The organism is Paracoccus sp. R12_2 (assembly GCF_017744015.1).
Lineage (GTDB): Bacteria > Pseudomonadota > Alphaproteobacteria > Rhodobacterales > Rhodobacteraceae > Paracoccus.
The window spans coordinates 16,362-32,206 of record NZ_JAGHRA010000024.1 but is presented as its reverse complement, the minus strand read 5'-3'; the positions used below and the strand labels follow the sequence as shown (position 1 = coordinate 32,206).

At 63.5% G+C, this 15,845-nt stretch carries 18 protein-coding genes, 1 tRNA gene and 1 pseudogene; 14 read left to right on the top strand and 6 right to left on the bottom strand.

Annotated elements, in window-relative coordinates; all coding sequences use genetic code 11:
- The 4 genes and pseudogenes from J7359_RS20100 to J7359_RS18765 all read left to right on the top strand — a co-directional run.
- A pseudogene (locus tag J7359_RS20100) lies at positions 1-117 on the top strand (NAD(P)-dependent oxidoreductase); the annotation flags it as partial.
- A 336-nt stretch (positions 118-453) separates the two neighbouring features.
- The gene (locus J7359_RS18775; protein WP_209059265.1) at positions 454-1,287 is read left to right on the top strand and encodes a TIGR00282 family metallophosphoesterase; all 834 of its coding nucleotides are present in this window, start codon (positions 454-456) and stop codon (positions 1,285-1,287) included.
- A gap of 94 nt (positions 1,288-1,381) precedes the next feature.
- Complete coding sequence (locus J7359_RS18770) at positions 1,382-3,160, top strand: SLC13 family permease (RefSeq protein WP_209059263.1); 1,779 nt, start codon at positions 1,382-1,384, stop codon at positions 3,158-3,160.
- Positions 3,161-3,290: 130 nt separating this feature from the next.
- A complete protein-coding gene (locus J7359_RS18765; protein WP_209059260.1) occupies positions 3,291-3,518 on the top strand; it encodes a DUF1127 domain-containing protein in 228 nt (75 codons plus the stop codon).
- Between the two features lie 100 nt (positions 3,519-3,618).
- Here J7359_RS18765 and J7359_RS18760 read toward each other — a convergent pair whose 3' ends face one another.
- Positions 3,619-5,397, bottom strand: coding sequence for an SLC13 family permease (locus J7359_RS18760; protein WP_209059259.1), 1,779 nt, complete (start codon positions 5,395-5,397; stop codon positions 3,619-3,621).
- 128 nt (positions 5,398-5,525) lie between these two features.
- On the opposite strand from J7359_RS18760, the gene J7359_RS18755 reads away from it, so the two are divergent.
- Complete coding sequence (locus tag J7359_RS18755) at positions 5,526-6,269, top strand: YebC/PmpR family DNA-binding transcriptional regulator (RefSeq protein ID WP_209059257.1); 744 nt, start codon at positions 5,526-5,528, stop codon at positions 6,267-6,269.
- Positions 6,270-6,336: 67 nt separating this feature from the next.
- Here J7359_RS18755 and J7359_RS18750 read toward each other — a convergent pair whose 3' ends face one another.
- Both J7359_RS18750 and J7359_RS20265 read right to left on the bottom strand, forming a co-directional pair.
- Positions 6,337-7,002 (bottom strand): ArgP/LysG family DNA-binding transcriptional regulator, encoded by a 666-nt coding sequence (locus tag J7359_RS18750; protein ID WP_348524424.1) that lies wholly within the window; start codon positions 7,000-7,002, stop codon positions 6,337-6,339.
- Positions 6,921-7,256 carry a LysR family transcriptional regulator gene (locus J7359_RS20265; protein WP_348524423.1) on the bottom strand — a complete coding sequence of 112 codons (336 nt, stop codon included), beginning with the start codon at positions 7,254-7,256 and terminating at the stop codon, positions 6,921-6,923. The genes J7359_RS18750 and J7359_RS20265 overlap by 82 nt, the downstream gene beginning before the upstream one ends.
- A gap of 79 nt (positions 7,257-7,335) precedes the next feature.
- On the opposite strand from J7359_RS20265, the gene J7359_RS18745 reads away from it, so the two are divergent.
- Both J7359_RS18745 and J7359_RS18740 read left to right on the top strand, forming a co-directional pair.
- Positions 7,336-7,929 (top strand): LysE/ArgO family amino acid transporter, encoded by a 594-nt coding sequence (locus tag J7359_RS18745; RefSeq protein WP_209059255.1) that lies wholly within the window; start codon positions 7,336-7,338, stop codon positions 7,927-7,929.
- Between the two features lie 40 nt (positions 7,930-7,969).
- Positions 7,970-8,878 carry a DMT family transporter gene (locus J7359_RS18740; protein WP_247740531.1) on the top strand — a complete coding sequence of 303 codons (909 nt, stop codon included), beginning with the start codon at positions 7,970-7,972 and terminating at the stop codon, positions 8,876-8,878.
- Between the two features lie 56 nt (positions 8,879-8,934).
- Here J7359_RS18740 and J7359_RS18735 read toward each other — a convergent pair whose 3' ends face one another.
- Positions 8,935-9,252, bottom strand: a complete 318-nt coding sequence (locus tag J7359_RS18735) for a DUF1476 domain-containing protein (RefSeq protein WP_209059253.1) — start codon at positions 9,250-9,252, stop codon at positions 8,935-8,937.
- A gap of 127 nt (positions 9,253-9,379) precedes the next feature.
- On the opposite strand from J7359_RS18735, the gene purC reads away from it, so the two are divergent.
- The 7 genes from purC (at position 9,380) to J7359_RS18700 (ending at position 15,162) form a co-directional block, all read left to right on the top strand.
- Positions 9,380-10,141 carry a phosphoribosylaminoimidazolesuccinocarboxamide synthase gene (gene purC, locus J7359_RS18730; protein WP_209059250.1) on the top strand — a complete coding sequence of 254 codons (762 nt, stop codon included), beginning with the start codon at positions 9,380-9,382 and terminating at the stop codon, positions 10,139-10,141.
- Between the two features lie 11 nt (positions 10,142-10,152).
- Positions 10,153-10,404, top strand: a complete 252-nt coding sequence (purS, locus tag J7359_RS18725; protein WP_209059247.1) for a phosphoribosylformylglycinamidine synthase subunit PurS — start codon at positions 10,153-10,155, stop codon at positions 10,402-10,404.
- 81 nt (positions 10,405-10,485) lie between these two features.
- Positions 10,486-11,286, top strand: coding sequence for an ATP-binding cassette domain-containing protein (locus tag J7359_RS18720; protein WP_209059245.1), 801 nt, complete (start codon positions 10,486-10,488; stop codon positions 11,284-11,286).
- A gap of 66 nt (positions 11,287-11,352) precedes the next feature.
- Complete coding sequence (locus J7359_RS18715; protein ID WP_209059243.1) at positions 11,353-12,078, top strand: transporter substrate-binding domain-containing protein; 726 nt, start codon at positions 11,353-11,355, stop codon at positions 12,076-12,078.
- Between the two features lie 52 nt (positions 12,079-12,130).
- The gene (locus tag J7359_RS18710; RefSeq protein WP_209059241.1) at positions 12,131-13,009 is read left to right on the top strand and encodes an ABC transporter permease subunit; all 879 of its coding nucleotides are present in this window, start codon (positions 12,131-12,133) and stop codon (positions 13,007-13,009) included.
- Entirely contained in the window at positions 13,006-13,830 is an 825-nt protein-coding gene (locus J7359_RS18705; protein ID WP_209059238.1) for an ABC transporter permease subunit, read from the top strand. The genes J7359_RS18710 and J7359_RS18705 overlap by 4 nt, the downstream gene beginning before the upstream one ends.
- Complete coding sequence (locus J7359_RS18700; RefSeq protein ID WP_209059236.1) at positions 13,831-15,162, top strand: glutamine synthetase family protein; 1,332 nt, start codon at positions 13,831-13,833, stop codon at positions 15,160-15,162.
- A 161-nt stretch (positions 15,163-15,323) separates the two neighbouring features.
- Here the strand turns inward: J7359_RS18700 and J7359_RS18695 are convergent.
- A tRNA-Val gene (locus tag J7359_RS18695) sits at positions 15,324-15,398 on the bottom strand.
- A 50-nt stretch (positions 15,399-15,448) separates the two neighbouring features.
- Positions 15,449-15,793: an HU family DNA-binding protein gene (locus J7359_RS18690; protein ID WP_209059234.1), complete on the bottom strand. Its 345-nt coding sequence runs from the start codon at positions 15,791-15,793 to the stop codon at positions 15,449-15,451.
- Positions 15,794-15,845 lie beyond the last annotated feature (52 nt).

Genomic DNA, 15,845 nt, shown 5'->3' with positions numbered 1-15,845 from the left:
AAGCGACCAGCGCAGCCTGTGGAACTTGCCGCGCCCTACGTCATGCTTGCCGAAGACACCGCAAGCTACATCTCTGGAACGACCATCGCGGTTACGGGCGGAAAGCCGATGATGTGACGCAGTCGGGTACAACGGCTAACAGGGGCGTCGCAGTCTGCGCCCCAAGGTATCCGGCCGGGGTCCGCGGTCTTATTTGTCTCAATGGGCAGGGCACTTGCCCACCTTTGGTTCCGTCGCTGGAACGAGGTTCAGGACCCAATGAGTTCCACGTAGGGGCGTGATTCACGGTTCGAGAACCAAGCGGTAAGCACGTCTGATTTTTTCTGGATGACGGTTGTGCAGTTGGCACGCCCTGAGCCCCTCTATCCGAAGTCACGCTATTGCCTCACGGTATCGCCGACAGCAGTCTCTATCGCGCTTGAGCGTCTGGCGGCTTTGTCATACTCAGGCAGGATGCGTATTCTGTTTCTTGGCGATGTCATGGGGCGGGCCGGCCGCCGAGCGATCAGCGAGGGTCTTGCCGTGCTGCGAAAGCAGCTCAGGGCGGATTTTGTCATCGTGAATGCCGAGAACGCCAGTGGCGGACGCGGCGTCACTGCGGGCCACGCGCAGCTTCTTCTAGAAGCTGGGGCGGACTGCCTGACGCTGGGTGATCACGCCTTCGATCAAAAGGACATGCTGACCCATGTCGAGAAGGATCCCCGGATCCTTCGGCCGTTGAACTACGCCAAAGAGGCGCCCGGGCGCGGAGCGGGGGTATTCAGCGACGCGCGGGGGCGGAAGATCCTGGTCACGCAGGCGTTGGGTCAGGTGTTCATGTCGCGACCCTATGACGATCCGTTCTCGGCGCTGGATGGTGTCTTGCGGGCACACCCGCCGGGCGGCATGGTTCAGGCTGCCGTGGTCGATATCCATGCCGAGGCCACAAGCGAGAAGATGGCCATCGGCCATTTCTGCGACGGACGCGCCAGTCTGGTCGTTGGCACGCATACCCATGTTCCGACAGCGGATGCCCAGCTTCTGCCGCGGGGCACGGGCTATCTGACCGATGCCGGGATGTGCGGCGACTATGACAGCGTCATCGGAATGGAAAAGACCGAACCCATGCGCCGCTTTGTCACCGGCATGACGCGCGACCGTTTCAGCCCCGCCGAGGGCGAGGCGACGCTGTGCGGCGTGCTGGTCGAGACCGACGACCGGACAGGCCTGTCGCGGCGGATCGAGCCAGTGCGCGTGGGCGGTCGCCTGGCGCCCAGCCATTCGGCGAACCAGCCCGCCGAGGGCTGACATGAATTGCGTTCTTGCCTGCTTGCAGCGCCCCTTCGAATCGGCGCAAGATGCTGGCGGCGGGTCAGGATCTGACCGGAAATGCGAGATGTGAATGTTCGGAATTGAACTGACCGGAACCCTGTCTGCGGTCACCACGATCTTCATCATCGCCGGTATGTTGACCCTTTTCATCCGCGAGACCTATCCGCCCGAGGTGACGGCGATCCTTGGTGCGGTGGTGCTGCTTGCGTTCGGCATCCTTGATGTCGAACATGTCGCCGGCGTGCTGTCGAACCCGGCCCCATGGACCATCGCGTTCATGTTCATCATCGTCGGCGGACTGGTGCGGACCGGGGCGCTGGACTGGATCGGGCAGAACGCCGCGCGGCATGCGGGCACCCGGCCGTTGCTGACGCTGGGGCTGGTGTCCTGCGTGGTCTGTGCGATGTCGGCCTTCGTCAACAACACGCCGCTGGTCGTGGTGATGATGCCGATCTTCATGCAGCTTGCCAAGGAAATGGGAAGTTCTCCGTCCAAGCTGCTGATCCCATTGTCATATCTGTCGATCCTGGGCGGCACGATGACGATGATCGGCACCTCGACGAACCTGCTGGTGGATGGTGTCGCGCGCAGTTCCGGACTGGAGCCGTTCTCGATCTTCGAGATCACGCCGGTCGGCCTGCCCATGGCGATCGTGGGCGTGATCTATCTGCTGATCTTCGCCCCGCGTCTTTTGCCCGAGCGGGATTCGATGTCGCAGCTGATGTCCGGCCGTTCGAAGATGAAGTTCTTTACAGAAGTCGCGATCCCCGAGGATTCGGCGCTGATCGGCAAGACCCTGGACGAGGTGGATATCTTCACGCGTGATACGGCGCGCGTGATCGACGTGTTGCGCGGTGACGCATCGCTGCGTCGCGATCTTGCGGCCGTGCAGTTGGAGGCGGGCGACCGTGTGGTGCTGCGAACCCCAATGTCCGAGGTGCTGGGGCTGCAAAGCCACAAGGACCTGCGGATGGTGGACAAGCTGAGTTCGGTCCAGACATCGACCGTCGAGGTGCTGATCACACCCGGTTGCCACATGATCGGGCGCAGCCTTGGATCGATGCGTCTGCGCCGCCGCTATGGTGTCTATGTGCTGGCGGCGCACCGCAAGAACCAGAATATCGGCCGGCAGCTGGACGATCTTGTTGTCCGGGTGGGTGATACGCTGCTGCTTGAGGGCGCGCCGGCCGATATCCAGCGTCTGGCCAGCGACATGGAGATGGTCGAGGTTACCGCGCCGTCCGACCGCGCCTTCAGGCGCAAGCACGCACCGATCGTGGTGGCGACGCTGGCAGGGGTGGTCATCCTGTCTGCCTTCAACGTGGCGCCGATCCTGCTGCTGGCCTTTATCGGCGTGGCCGTGGTGCTGGGCACGCGCTGCATCGACGCGGACGAGGCGCTTGGCTTTGTCGATGGCCGGCTGATGGCGCTGATTTTCGCGATGCTGGCAGTCGGGGCGGGGCTGGAGAATTCGGGCGCCGTTGAACTGATCGTGACCCGTGTTGCGCCGTGGCTTGCCGAGATGCCGCATTGGGGGCTTGTCCTTGCGGTCTATCTTCTGGCGATGGCGCTGACCGAAACGGTGACCAACAATGCGGTGGCCGTGATCGTCACACCTGTCGCGATCTCGCTGGCCGGTCAACTGGGCGTCGATCCGCGCCCGCTGGTCATTGCCGTGATGATGGGCGCGTCCGCCAGTTTCGCGACCCCGATCGGGTATCAGACCAACACGCTTGTCTATGGTCCGGGCGGCTATCGCTTCGTCGATTTCATCAAGGTCGGCCTGCCGCTGAACCTGCTGATGGCGATCACGGCCTCGACCGTCATTCCGATCGTCTGGCCTCTTTAACACCTTGATATTCAAGGGTTGAGGTCTCTGCAATGCTGCCATGCAGCATTGCGGCTTGCGTGGATGCTGCGACTGCACAATATTCAGGGGCAGGGAGGAAACGGCTTTGTGCGATACAAGGAGTTTCCAAATGGCCAACACCGCAACCATCGAACGCAGGCCGCTTGCCGGAATCGGCGCCGCATTGGCGGCACCCTTTATTGCGACCGGGCGCTTTCTCGTGCATCTGGCCGAGTCAGGTCCGCGCATGCGTGCCCTCGAACATCTGCACCGCATCAGCGATGAGGAACTGGCGGCACACGGGCTGACCCGCGAAGGCGAGATCCGCCGTATTCTGGGGATCAACGCCGCGATCTGACCAACGCGATCTGACCAACTGGTTCGCTCAGGAATGCGCATCATCTGTCTGCGTCGGCAACAATGCCGGCGCTTTTTTTGCGGGTCGGCCGGCTCGTCCGCTACTGAAGCGGCCAGACAATCAGCAGGATCGGGATCGAGACGGCCAGAACGATCCCCTCCAGCGGCAGGCCCATCCGCCAGTAGTCGCCGAAGCGATAATCCCCGGGTCCAAGGATCAGCGTGTTGTTCTGGTGCCCGATCGGGGTCAGGAACGCACATGCGGCCGAGACAGCGACCCCCATCAGGAAGGCGTCGGGCTGCACCTCCAGCTGCTGCGCCAAGCGGATGCCGACGGGGGCTGCGATGATTGTCGTGGCGTTGTTGTTCAGCACGTCCGACAGGAACATCGTGGCCATCATCAGAAGCAGCAGCGCGATCCAGGCCGGATAGCCGTCGGTTGCCCGCGCCAGCAGCCCCGCGATCAGAGCCGTGCCGCCGGTTTCGTCCAGCGCCAGGCCCAACGGGATCATCGACCCCAACAGAACCACCACCGGCCAATCCACATGATCGTAAAGCTCGTTGATCGACAGGACGCCGGTCAGCACATAGGCGATCACGACGCAGCCAAGCGCGATGGGCATGCTGACCCAGCCAAGGCTGGTGGCCAGAACCGCCAGCGCGAACAGCAGGATCGCGCTGAGCATGTGGCCTTCGCGTTGCACCGGCAGGCTGCCGCCATCAAGCCGAAGGACGCCGGACGCGCGCAGCACATCCTCGGCCCGGCTCTCGGGGACCAGCAACAACAACATGTCGCCCGCCGCGATCTGTTGACGCGACAGCGCGTCGCGCAGCGCCACGCCGCGCCGTCGCATGCCGATCAGCACACTGTCATAGCGATTGACCAGGCCAAAGGACTGGGCGTTGCGGTCGATGATCTCTGATCCGACCGGGACCAGGCATTCGATCAGGCTCTGGCCTTCGGAATCCTTTCGTGCCCGCGGCTCCAACCGGCCGTCGGGAAAGGCAAGTTTCTCGGCGGATCGGTATTCGTCCAGCGCGGCAGGACCGGCGCGCACCAGCAGCACATCGCCTTGCGCGAGCGTCAGTTCGTCAAGCTGGTCCACAACGGGGTGGCCGTGACGCATGATTCCGACCAGTCGCACACCGGCCTTCTGCGCGATTTCGCGAAGGTCGGCGACCCGTTGCCCCACGGCGTTACTGGCCTCGATCACGACCAGCCGCGCAAGATAGCGGCGCGGACGATCGCCACCGCCGGCACCCTCGGGGCGACGGACCGGGATCAGCCGCCAACCTATCAGGGCGATGAACGCGATGCCGGCGGTCGCGACAGCGGCGCCGACAGGCAGGAAATCGAACATCCGGTAAGGTTCTCCCAGCACCTGGCTGCGATAGCTGGACACGATCAGGTTCGGCGGTGTCCCGATCAGCGTCAGCATCCCGCCAAGGATGGTGGCGAAGGCAAGCGGCATCAGCGTAAGTCCGGCCGCTCGACCGGCCTTGCGTGCCGTCTGCAGATCGACCGGCATCAGCATGGCCAGCGCGGCGATGTTGTTCATGAAACCCGAAAGCAGACCGCCGACACTGCCGAACAGCAAAATATGCCCGGTCGTCGAGCGCCCGTCGCGCGCCAGCATCCGCGTCAGCCGCGAGACGGCGCCGGACCTGCTCAGCCCCGCGGTTGCGATCAGCACCAGCGCGACGATCATGGTGGTCGGGTTGCCGAAGCCGGAAAAAGCCTGCCCGGCGGGCACGACGCCGCACAGCACCGCCGTCATCAGGCCCGCGAAGGCCACCAGGTCGTGTCGCCAGCGTCCCCAGAACATGAACGCCATCATCAGCGCGAAGATCGAGAAGAGCGTGATCTGAGAGGGTGTCATGTGCATCTCTTGCCGACGTGCAGAGGGGCAACGCACGGCTTACCCATCGGGTTCGTCTTGCGATGGTGCATGACACTGGACTAAAAGCGCCCGAATCCGGATTTCACAGTTATCGAGGGATCACGACCATGGCAGGTCATTCCAAATGGGCCAATATCCAGCATCGCAAGGGTCGTCAGGACGCCGCGCGGTCAAAGCTGTTTTCCAAGCTCTCGAAGGAAATCACCGTCGCCGCCAAGATGGGGGACCCCGATCCCGACAAGAATCCGCGTCTGCGTCTGGCGGTCAAAGAGGCCAAGTCGAGTTCCGTCCCCAAGGACGTGATCGACCGCGCCATCAAGAAATCGCAGGGCGGCGATGCCGAGAACTATGAAGAGATCCGCTATGAGGGTTACGGCCCGAACGGAATCGCGCTGGTGGTCGAGGCCATGACCGACAATCGCAACCGCACTGCATCCAACGTGCGCAGCTATTTCACCAAGTCGGGCGGCGACCTGGGTCAGACCGGCTCGGTCAGCTTCATGTTCGACCGGGTGGGCGAGATCGTCTATCCTGCCTCGGCAGGCGACGCCGACACGGTGATGCTGGCCGCGATCGAGGCCGGGGCGACGGATGTCGAAAGCGATGAGGATGGTCACTGGATCTATTGCGCCGACACCGACCTGAACGATGTCGCGACCGCGCTGGAGGCCGCGCTTGGCGAATCCGAGACCACGAAGCTGATCTGGAAACCGCAGGCGCCGACGGAAATCTCTGATGTCGAGACGGCTCAGAAGCTGATGAAGCTGATCGACGCGCTGGAGGATGATGACGACGTGCAGAACGTCACCGGCAATTTCGATCTGTCGGAGACGGTGGCCGCACAGCTGTAAGCTGTGCGGTTCCTTGCCTGGGGCGATGGCCGGGGGCGGTGCCCCCGGCGTTCGCGCCGCATCTGCTTCAGGTCTTTTGCGTGCCGTCGCGCGGCGGGCTGTCTGTGCCTGCCGCACGGTCCTGCGCCGGTAGCAGGCTGACCCTGGCGGCGCGTCTGATCGCGGTGGTGAGCGGTGACAAGGCATCGGCGGCGATCCGGGCGACCTGCCAGACAAGGCCGATGTCCAGCGGAAGATCCGGAGCAAGGTCCACAAGCCGTCCGCTGGCGAGATCGCCAGCGATCATCGCCTCGGGGTTCATCCCCCAGCCGATCCCGAGGCGTGTGGCCTCGGCAAAGCCCTGCGACGACGGGATGCGGTGAAATTGCAGGGCAAGCTTGTGGTCAAGCCGCGTGGCGACCCAGCGATCCTGCAGGCCGTCCTTTGAATTGAAGCGCAGCGCGGGAGCGCGCGACAGGGTGTCAGCATCGATGCCGCCGCGGAAATGGCGGGCGACGAAATCCGGACTGGCCGTCGCGCGATAGCGCATGCGCCCCAGCGGAAAAATGTCGCAACCGGGCACCGGCGTGGCCGCGGCCGTGATCGCTGCCGCGACGCGACCGCTGCGCAGCCAATCCTGCGCGTGGTCCTGATCGTCGATGATCAGGTCGATCAGACCGGGCGCGGCGGCCAGCGGCGCCATCGCCCAGCTTGCAAGGCTGTCCGCGTTGATGGCGATGTCCAGAACCGGCAATCCGGTGTCGCTGCCCCCATCAGTGCCGATTCCATCAATCGGACCTGATCCAGATGCGTCGCCAGCCGCAATCCCGCAGGCGTTCCGCGCAGCGGTGGTCCGCGATCGATCAGAACCGACCCGCAACGTTCCTCCAGCAGGCGGATGCGCTGCGAGATCGCCGACGGTGTCACCGACAATGCATGGGCCGCCGCCTCGAATGAACCGCGCCGCAAGATTTCGGCAAGGGCGTGCAGGGCGCGGTAATCCAGCATTAGCGATACTTCATCCGGATTAGGTCAATTCACTTCAATTAATTCGCAGACCATGGCATCGGCAAGCTCGGAGGTGCCAATGTCGTCTTTTATTGCGGGTCTCGGGACCGGGTTGTCGCTGATCGTGGCGATCGGATCCCAGAACGCTTTCGTTCTCAGGCAGGGGCTGCTTGGCCGCCATGTGTTTGCGGTCTGCCTGTTCTGTGCCGCCTCGGATGCCGCGCTGATCACGCTGGGTGTGACCGGCATGGCCCGTCTGGGGGACTGGCTTCCCTGGCTGGTGCCTGCGATGCGCTGGGGCGGGGTGGTATTCCTGTTCTGTTATGGGCTGGTGTCGTTCCGTTCGGCGTGGCGCGGCGGCGCGGCGCTGCGGCCACAGGGGCAGGGCGCGGCGCTGGCGCCGACGCTGGTGACCGTCGCGGCGCTGACCTGGCTGAACCCGCATGTCTGGTTGGACACTGTGGTGCTGCTGGGGGCGATATCGGCGCAGTGGCCGAATCGGGCGATGTTCGCCTTCGGGGCGGTCAGCGGATCGTTCCTGTTCTTCTTCGCGCTGGGATATGGGGCGCGGCTTTTGGCGCCGTTCTTCGCCCGGCCACGCGCGTGGCAGGTGCTTGATGTGATGGTCGGTGCGGTGATGTGGGTAATCGCCTGGCGGCTGGCGATTGGGTGACAGACTTGCGGCGGGCCGCGAAATCAGTCATTTGCAGATAATGCAATTCGATCCGGAAACCCGCAGCGACGTGATCGGCATCGGCTGGATGCTGCTGACGGGGCTGTGCTTCGTCGCGGTGAATGGAATCGTTCGTGGCCTTGACGGTGCTCTGCCGGCGCCTCAGGCAGCCTTTATCCGGTTCCTTTTCGGGCTGGCCTTCCTGACCCCGATCCTGCTGCCGGCGCTGCGGCGCGGTTTTTCCGGTCATGTCTGGGTCATGTTCGGGTTGCGCGGCGCGCTGCATGTCATCGCCGTCGTCGCGTGGTTCTATGCGATGTCGCGGATCACCGTGGCCGAGGTGACGGCGATCGGCTTTCTCAATCCGATCATGGTGACCCTGGGTGCGGCGCTGTTCCTGGGGGAAAAGCTGGCGGCGCGACGCATCGCGGCAGTCTGCGTCGCACTGGTCGGCGCGATGATCGTGCTGCGACCGGGGATCCGGCCGCTGGACCCGGGCCATGTGTCCCAGGTTGCCGCGGCGATAGCTTTCGGAGCGTCCTATCTGGTGGCCAAGCGCCTTTCGGGCCGTGTGCCGGCCGCGGTCGTGGTCGCGATGATGTCGCTGACGGTATCCATCGGCCTGGCGCCTCTGGCATGGGCGGTGTGGGTGCCGCCCAGCCTGTCACAGGTCATCTGGCTGGCGCTGGTGGCCGTCTTTGCGACATTGGGTCACTATGCGATGACCCGCGCCTTTGCCGCCGCGCCCCTGACGGTGACCCAGCCGGTCACCTTCCTTCAACTGATCTGGGCCAGCCTACTTGGCGTTTTCGTGTTCCACGAACCGCTGGACATCTGGGTGATCACGGGGGGCGGCATGATGATCGGCGCGATCAGCTATATCACCTGGCGCGAGGCGCAGAAGCGCGTGACGACGATCACGCCTCCGGTCAGCGCCACCAAGGCCTGACAGGGGGCGGGTCGACCTCATGGCGCGGGCGTCGCTGAAACGCCCGCAGCCGTTGCCTACTTGGCTTCGTTGAAGACCTGACGGCGCGCTTCGGTCATCATCTCGGCCATCTTGGCGCGGATCGCGGCGGCGTCCACCTGACCTTCCAGATCGCCGGCAAGCTTGCGGAACACGTCCTCGTCGCCGGCTTCCTCGAAGTCGGAGGTGACGACGGTCATGGCATAGCTGCGGGCCTCTTCGCCGGATTTGCCCAGTATTTCGGCGGCCCATTCGCCAAGCAGGCGGTTGCGCCGTGCCTCGGCCTTGAAGCGCAGGTCGGCGTCGTGGGCAAACTTGGCCTCGTAGGCGCGTTCGCGATCGTCGAAAAGGGACATGCATGGCCTCCTGTGTCGGTTGCGAATTGATATGCCCACTGAATGGCTTTGCCGCAACCCTGTATTGCCCATCGGTCCGGTTCTGCGCTAAGGCGCATGGCAGTCAGATGCGAAAGGATGGCCCGTCATGGCTCCGCGGCGCAAGAAAGTTTACGAAGGCAAGGCGAAGATCCTTTACGAAGGCACCGAGCCGGGTACGCTGGTGCAGTATTTCAAGGATGATGCCACTGCGTTCAATGCCCAGAAGAGGGCCACGATCGAAGGCAAGGGCGTCCTGAACAACCGCCTGTCCGAGTTCTTCATGAACGGGCTGACGAATATCGGCGTGCCCAACCACTTCATCCGCCGCATCAACATGCGCGAGCAGCTGATCCGTCAGGTCGAGATCATCCCGCTCGAGGTGATCGTGCGCAATTTCGCCGCCGGTTCCTTGTCCAAGCGGCTTGGAATCGAAGAAGGCACGATGCTGCCGCGCCCCATCGTCGAATACAGCTTCAAGAACGACGAGCTGGGCGACCCGATGGTGTCCGAGGAATACATCGTCGCCTTCGGATGGGCGAGCCAGCAGGATCTGGACGATATGGTGTCGCTTGCGCTGCGCGTGAACGATTTCCTGTCGGGCGTCTTCTACGGTGTCGGCATCAAGCTGATCGACTTCAAGATCGAGATCGGTCGCGTCTGGGACAACGACTTCATGCGCCTGATCGTCGCCGATGAGATCAGCCCCGACAGCTGCCGCCTGTGGGATGTCAAGACCGGCCAGAAACTGGATAAGGACGTGTTCCGCCGCGATCTGGGCAACCTGACCGACGCCTATACCGAGGTGGCACGACGTCTGGGCCTGATGCCCGCCAATACCACCAGCCTCAAGCCGACCGCGATCAACTGAAGGAAGCCCCGATGACAGCCCCCCTCAAGGCCCGTGTCACCATCATGCTGAAAGACGGCGTTCTGGACCCGCAGGGCGAGGCTATCCGCCACGCCTTGGGGGGGCTGGGCCATACGGGCGTTTCCGGCGTGCGTCAGGGAAAGCTGATCGAGCTGGACCTCGAGGCCACCGACCCCGAGGCCGCACGGGCCGAAGTCGCGCGCATGTGCGAGGGGCTGCTGGCCAACACCGTGATTGAAAAATACTCGATCGAGATCGCCTGACGCAAGGTCAGCGCGGTTCGGCGGTGTGCAAGCTGCGCGGAACCCGTTGCAATCGTCACGCAATTGTCGCCCAATGCACGGATGCAAAGCCAGACGCAAACAGCCCCTGACGAAACTGCCCCGGTCATCCAGATCACCGGCCTGCACAAGGCCTATGGCCAGCTAGAGGTCCTGAAGGGCGTGTCCCTGACCGCACCGCGTGGCAACGTCATCAGCCTGATCGGGTCGTCCGGATCGGGCAAGTCCACCTTGTTGCGCTGCTGCAACCTGCTGGAAAACAGCCAGCAGGGCCAGATCCTGTTCGATGGCGAGGCCGTGCGCTGGAAAGGGCAGGGGGCGAACCGCCATCCTGCTGACCGCGCACAGGTGACGCGGTTCCGCACGAACCTGTCGATGGTGTTCCAGCAGTTCAACCTGTGGTCCCACATGACGATCCTGCAGAACGTCATGGAGGCGCCGGTGACCGTGCTGGGCGAGGATCGGGCCGAGGTCGAACAGCGGGCCCGCGCGCTGCTGGCCAAGGTGGGCATCGGTGACAAATGCGAGGCGTGGCCCGCGCAGTTGTCGGGCGGGCAGCAACAGCGCGCGGCGATCGCGCGCGCCCTGTGCATGCAGCCCCGTGCGCTGCTGTTCGATGAGCCGACCAGCGCCCTGGACCCGGAACTGCAGCAAGAGGTGGTCAAGGTCATCAAGGATCTGGCGGGCGAACACCGGACCATGCTGATCGTCACCCACGACATGCGGTTGGCCGCGGATGTCAGCGACCATGTCGTGTTCCTGCATCAGGGCGTGATCTGCGAGGAAGGTCCGCCGGATACCTTGTTCGGCAATCCCCAGAGCGAGCGGCTGCAACAGTTCCTCAGCGCCACGATGGCTGCCTGAGGATTCCGACACACAATCAAGACAAGCACCCCCAACAAAAAAAGACGACCAACAGGAGCATGAAATATGAAAAGACTGATCCTTACCGCCGCCGTGCTGGGCCTGACCGCCGGAGCCGGCTTTTCGCAGACGGTTCGCCTTGGGACCGAGGGCGCGTATCCTCCGTACAACTTCATCAACGATTCCGGCGAGGTCGACGGGTTCGAACGCGAGCTTGGCGATGAAATCTGTGCGCGCGCCGAACTGGACTGCACCTGGGTCACGAATGACTGGGATTCGATCATCCCGAACCTTGTGTCGGGCAACTACGACACGATCATGGCCGGGATGAGCATAACCCCCGAACGCGAAGAAGTGATCGCCTTTACGCAGAACTATATTCCGCCGGTCCCTTCGGCGTATGTCGGGCTGACGCCCGATGTGGATGTGGAAACTGGCGTCGTTGCGGCGCAGACCGGGACCATCCAGGCGGGCCATGTGGCCGAAACCGGCGCGACCTTGCTGGAATACGCCACCCCTGACGAAACGCTGGCTGCGGTCCGCAACGGCGAGGCTGACGCGGTTCTGGCCGACAAGGACTTTCTTGCGCCCTTCGTCAATGAATCGGGCGGAGAACTGGTCTGGGTCGGCGAAGATGTCGTTCTGGGCAACGGGATCGGGGTCGGCCTGCGGCAGTCGGATACCGAGCTTCGTGACAAGCTGGACGGCGTGATCTCGGCCATGAAGGAAGATGGCAGCCTGAACGACATGATCAAGAAGTGGTTCGGCGAAGACGCGCAGACCTACGAATGACAACCCGGCCGTCGCGCGCAGGTCGTCGCGCGACGGCCAAGGGTAGCCTGTGATGCTGTCGCAATGTTCTGATCCCGCCGCGCTGGAGGGCGTGCCCTGGCTGATGTGCTACCTGACATCGGGCAAGCACATGCTGTTCTATGCCAGTTTCGGCACCGTGCTGCTGCTGCTGGCGATCACGGCCCCCGTCGCGCTGCTGTTCGGCTTCGGTGGGGCGTTGGCGTCGCGGTCCCGCATTCCGCCGCTGCGCTGGATCGGGCGGCTGTACACCTCGATGGTGCGCGGGGTTCCGGACATCATCTTCTTCCTGTTCGTGCCCATCGCGCTGGATCAGGGGCTGGAATGGCTGCGCCACCAGTATCTGTGCGACGGCGATGCACCGGTCAGGCAGGGCAACGATTTCGTGGTCTGTGCCGCCGCCAAGCTGCCGCTGTCCACCAGCCCGCAATGGATCCACGAAGCCTATGGTTTTGCCCTTGCCGTGGTCGCCTTCGCCGTCGTCTTCGGTGCGTTCGCCGCGAATGTGCTGCACGGCGCGATGCAGGCCGTGCCGCGCGCCCAGCTTGAGACGGCAGAAGCCTACGGAATGAACGCGCGCCAGGTGTCGCGCCGGGTGCTGATTCCGCAGATGTGGACCTATGCGATCCCCGGTCTGTCCAATCTCTGGATGATCCTGATCAAGGCGACACCGCTTCTGTTCCTGCTGGGGGTCGAGGACATCGTCTATTGGGCGCGGGAACTGGGCGGCGCCAAGACCAGCGCCTTCACCTATCCGCATCCCGACTGGCGGATCTATTATTTCCTTGCGATCCTCGTCTTCTATCTGCTGATGACCTGGATCTCCGAGACGGTCATCGCACGGCTGACACGGCGACTTTCCGCGGGCCAGGCCACGATGGGTGGCGAGGCCATGCGCAAGGAGGCCGCATGACCTGCGCCGAGACAATCACCAGCTATGCGCTGCGGTCGATCGGGATCGGCGAACGCCTGCTGCCGCGCACGGATTTCGACCTGTGCCAGCAGATCACGCTGATCGGGTCGGGGCTGATCTGGAACCTGTATTTCGCAAGCCTGGCGCTGTTCTTCGGCTTCTTCTTCGCGACCGGGATTGCGATGGCAAAGGCCAGCGGGAACGCTTTTCTGCGCAGGCCGGCCGACGCCTTCATCTTCTTGTTCCGTGGCAGCCCGCTGTTCATCCAGTTCTTTCTGGCCTACGAGGCGCTGGTTCTGCTGCCGCGCGCGGGGATTGACGTGTTCGGAATGACCGTCGCGACAAGCTGGCTGACCAAGGCCTGGGCCGGGGCATTGATCGTGCTGATCCTGAACACGACCGCATACTCCGCCCAGATCTTTCACGGCGCCTTGATGTCCGTGCCCAAGGGCGATCTCGAGGCTGCGGATGCCTATGGTCTGGCGGGCTGGGTCAAGTTCCGTCGGGTGGTCTGGCCCACCATGCTGCGGCTTGCCTGGCCGTCCTATACCAACGAGGCGATCTTCCTGTTCCATGCCACGACGCTGGTGTTCTTTTCCGGCTTCCCGGCCTTCCAGCAGCGTGGCGACAGCCTGTATTACGCGACCTACTTTGCCGACAAGACCTTCAACCCGTTCGTGGCCTACCCGATCGTGGCAGGATATTTCGTCTTGTTCACATTGATCCTCATCGGGCTGTTCGGCATGGTGAACCGACGCTTGAACCAGCATCTTCCGGGCGCGGTCAAGCGGTTGAAATATCGCCCGCAACTGGTGAGATAAATGGACTGGCTGAGAGAGCATCCCGACGTCAAGACGATCCGCGTGGCCGCCGCCGACCTGAACGGGGTGGCCCGGGGCAAGCGGATGCCGGCGCGATTTGCGCAGAAGCTGTTCGAAGAGGGCACGAAGTTTCCCTTCTCGGTGATGAATCTGGATATCTGGGGCGAGGATATCGAAGACAGCCCGCTGGTCTTTGAATCCGGCGATCCCGACGGCCTGCTGATGCCCACCGATCGCGGCTTCATGCCGATGCCTTGGCTGGAGGCTCCGACCGGGCTGCTGCCCTTGTGGATGTTCCATCCCGATGGACGGCCCTATGAGGGCGATCCACGCCAGGCGCTGGCCCGTGTCGTGGACCGCTATGACGCGGCCGGTCTGAAGGCCGTGGTCGCCACCGAGCTGGAATTTTTCCTCATCGACGATTCGGGGCGCACTTTGCGCGTTCCGCCCAGCCCACGTTCCGGCAAGCGTCGCACCGGGGGCGAGGTTCTGTCCTTGCGCGCCCTTGATGCGTTCGATCAGTTCTTCTCGACCCTCTACGAGGCGTGCGAGATGATGGACATTCCCGCCGACACCTCGATTTCCGAGGCCGGGCCGGGCCAGTTCGAGATCAACCTGATGCATCAGGCCGATCCGCTGAAGGCCGCCGACGACACCTGGCTGTTCAAGATGCTGGTGAAAGGCGTGGCACGATCCTACGGTTTCGCGGCCAGCTTCATGGCCAAGCCCTATGATGCGTGGCCGGGGAACGGGATGCACATGCATTTCTCGGTCCTGACGAAGAACGGCGAGAACATCTTCGACAATGGCGGCGAGGAGGGTACCGAGGCGCTGCGTCACGCCGTCGCCGGATGTCTGCGCGCCATGCCGGGATCGACGCTGCTGTTCGCCCCGCACGAGAATTCCTATGACAGGCTGGTGCCGAACGCCCACGCGCCGACCGGGATCGGGTGGGCCTATGAAAACCGCACCGCCGCGATCCGCATTCCTTCATCCGGCCCGAAGGCGCGTCGCATCGAACATCGGGTGGCTGGCGGAGACGTGAACCCGTACCTGACCGTCGCCGCGATCTTGGGTGCCGCGCTGGACGGGATCGAGGACAGGCTGGAAGCGCCGGCCCCGTTCAAGGGCAACGCCTACGACCAGCAACTGGCGCAGCTGCCCGGCGATTGGGGCGCCGCGATCGAGGCCTTCGACAAATGCCCCGAGATCCGGCGCATCTTTCCCGAACATCTGGTCGAGAACTATCTGATGACCAAACGGCAAGAACTGCACTACATGGCCGAATTGTCGGATGAAGAGACTGTCGAACTGTATCTGGACACCGTCTAGCGCGGGTTCGGCAGTTTCCTGAGGCAACGGAGCGGCGACGCGCGCTGGATCCCGCTTGTCCGTGTGACGGCGGGGTCTATCAGGGATATGTCGCGGGCCGTGACATTGTCGTCCGGGGCGCACGCGGCTTGGCTGCGCCCGGTCTCTGACAAAGGGGGGAATGGTGGGTGATAACGGATTTGAACCGCTGACATCTTCGATGTGAACGAAGCGCTCTACCGCTGAGCTAATCACCCGGTGGACGGGCTTTTAGCGGCAGGGTGACAGCGATGCAAGGGCCAATCCGTTATTTTGCTGTTGCCGGTCCGACGGCGCCGACAGGCGTCGCAATCGCGGATTTGCGGCGCAGGCGCAGGGTGATCACGTCGCCCCCCCGAAGGTCCTTTTCAAGATTGACGCGCGCCCGTCCCAGCGGCGGCACCGCAAGGGTGTGACCAGCGGACAGCGCCTCGCCCAACTGTTCCAAGGTTGCTTCGATGATTGGCCGGGCTTCGGATTTCCGGACGCCGGTGGCCGCGACGACTCGGTCGACGAAATCCTTTTTCTGCACCACCATCGCGGGTTGCGGTTCGTTGCGATGATCGCCGGACCGCATCTTGCGGCGATCTTGCTCCGCAGGATTGTCTGCCATGATTTCCCCCCCCAAAGGTGTGCTGCTCGAACCCTTCAAAACTGAGGCTCAA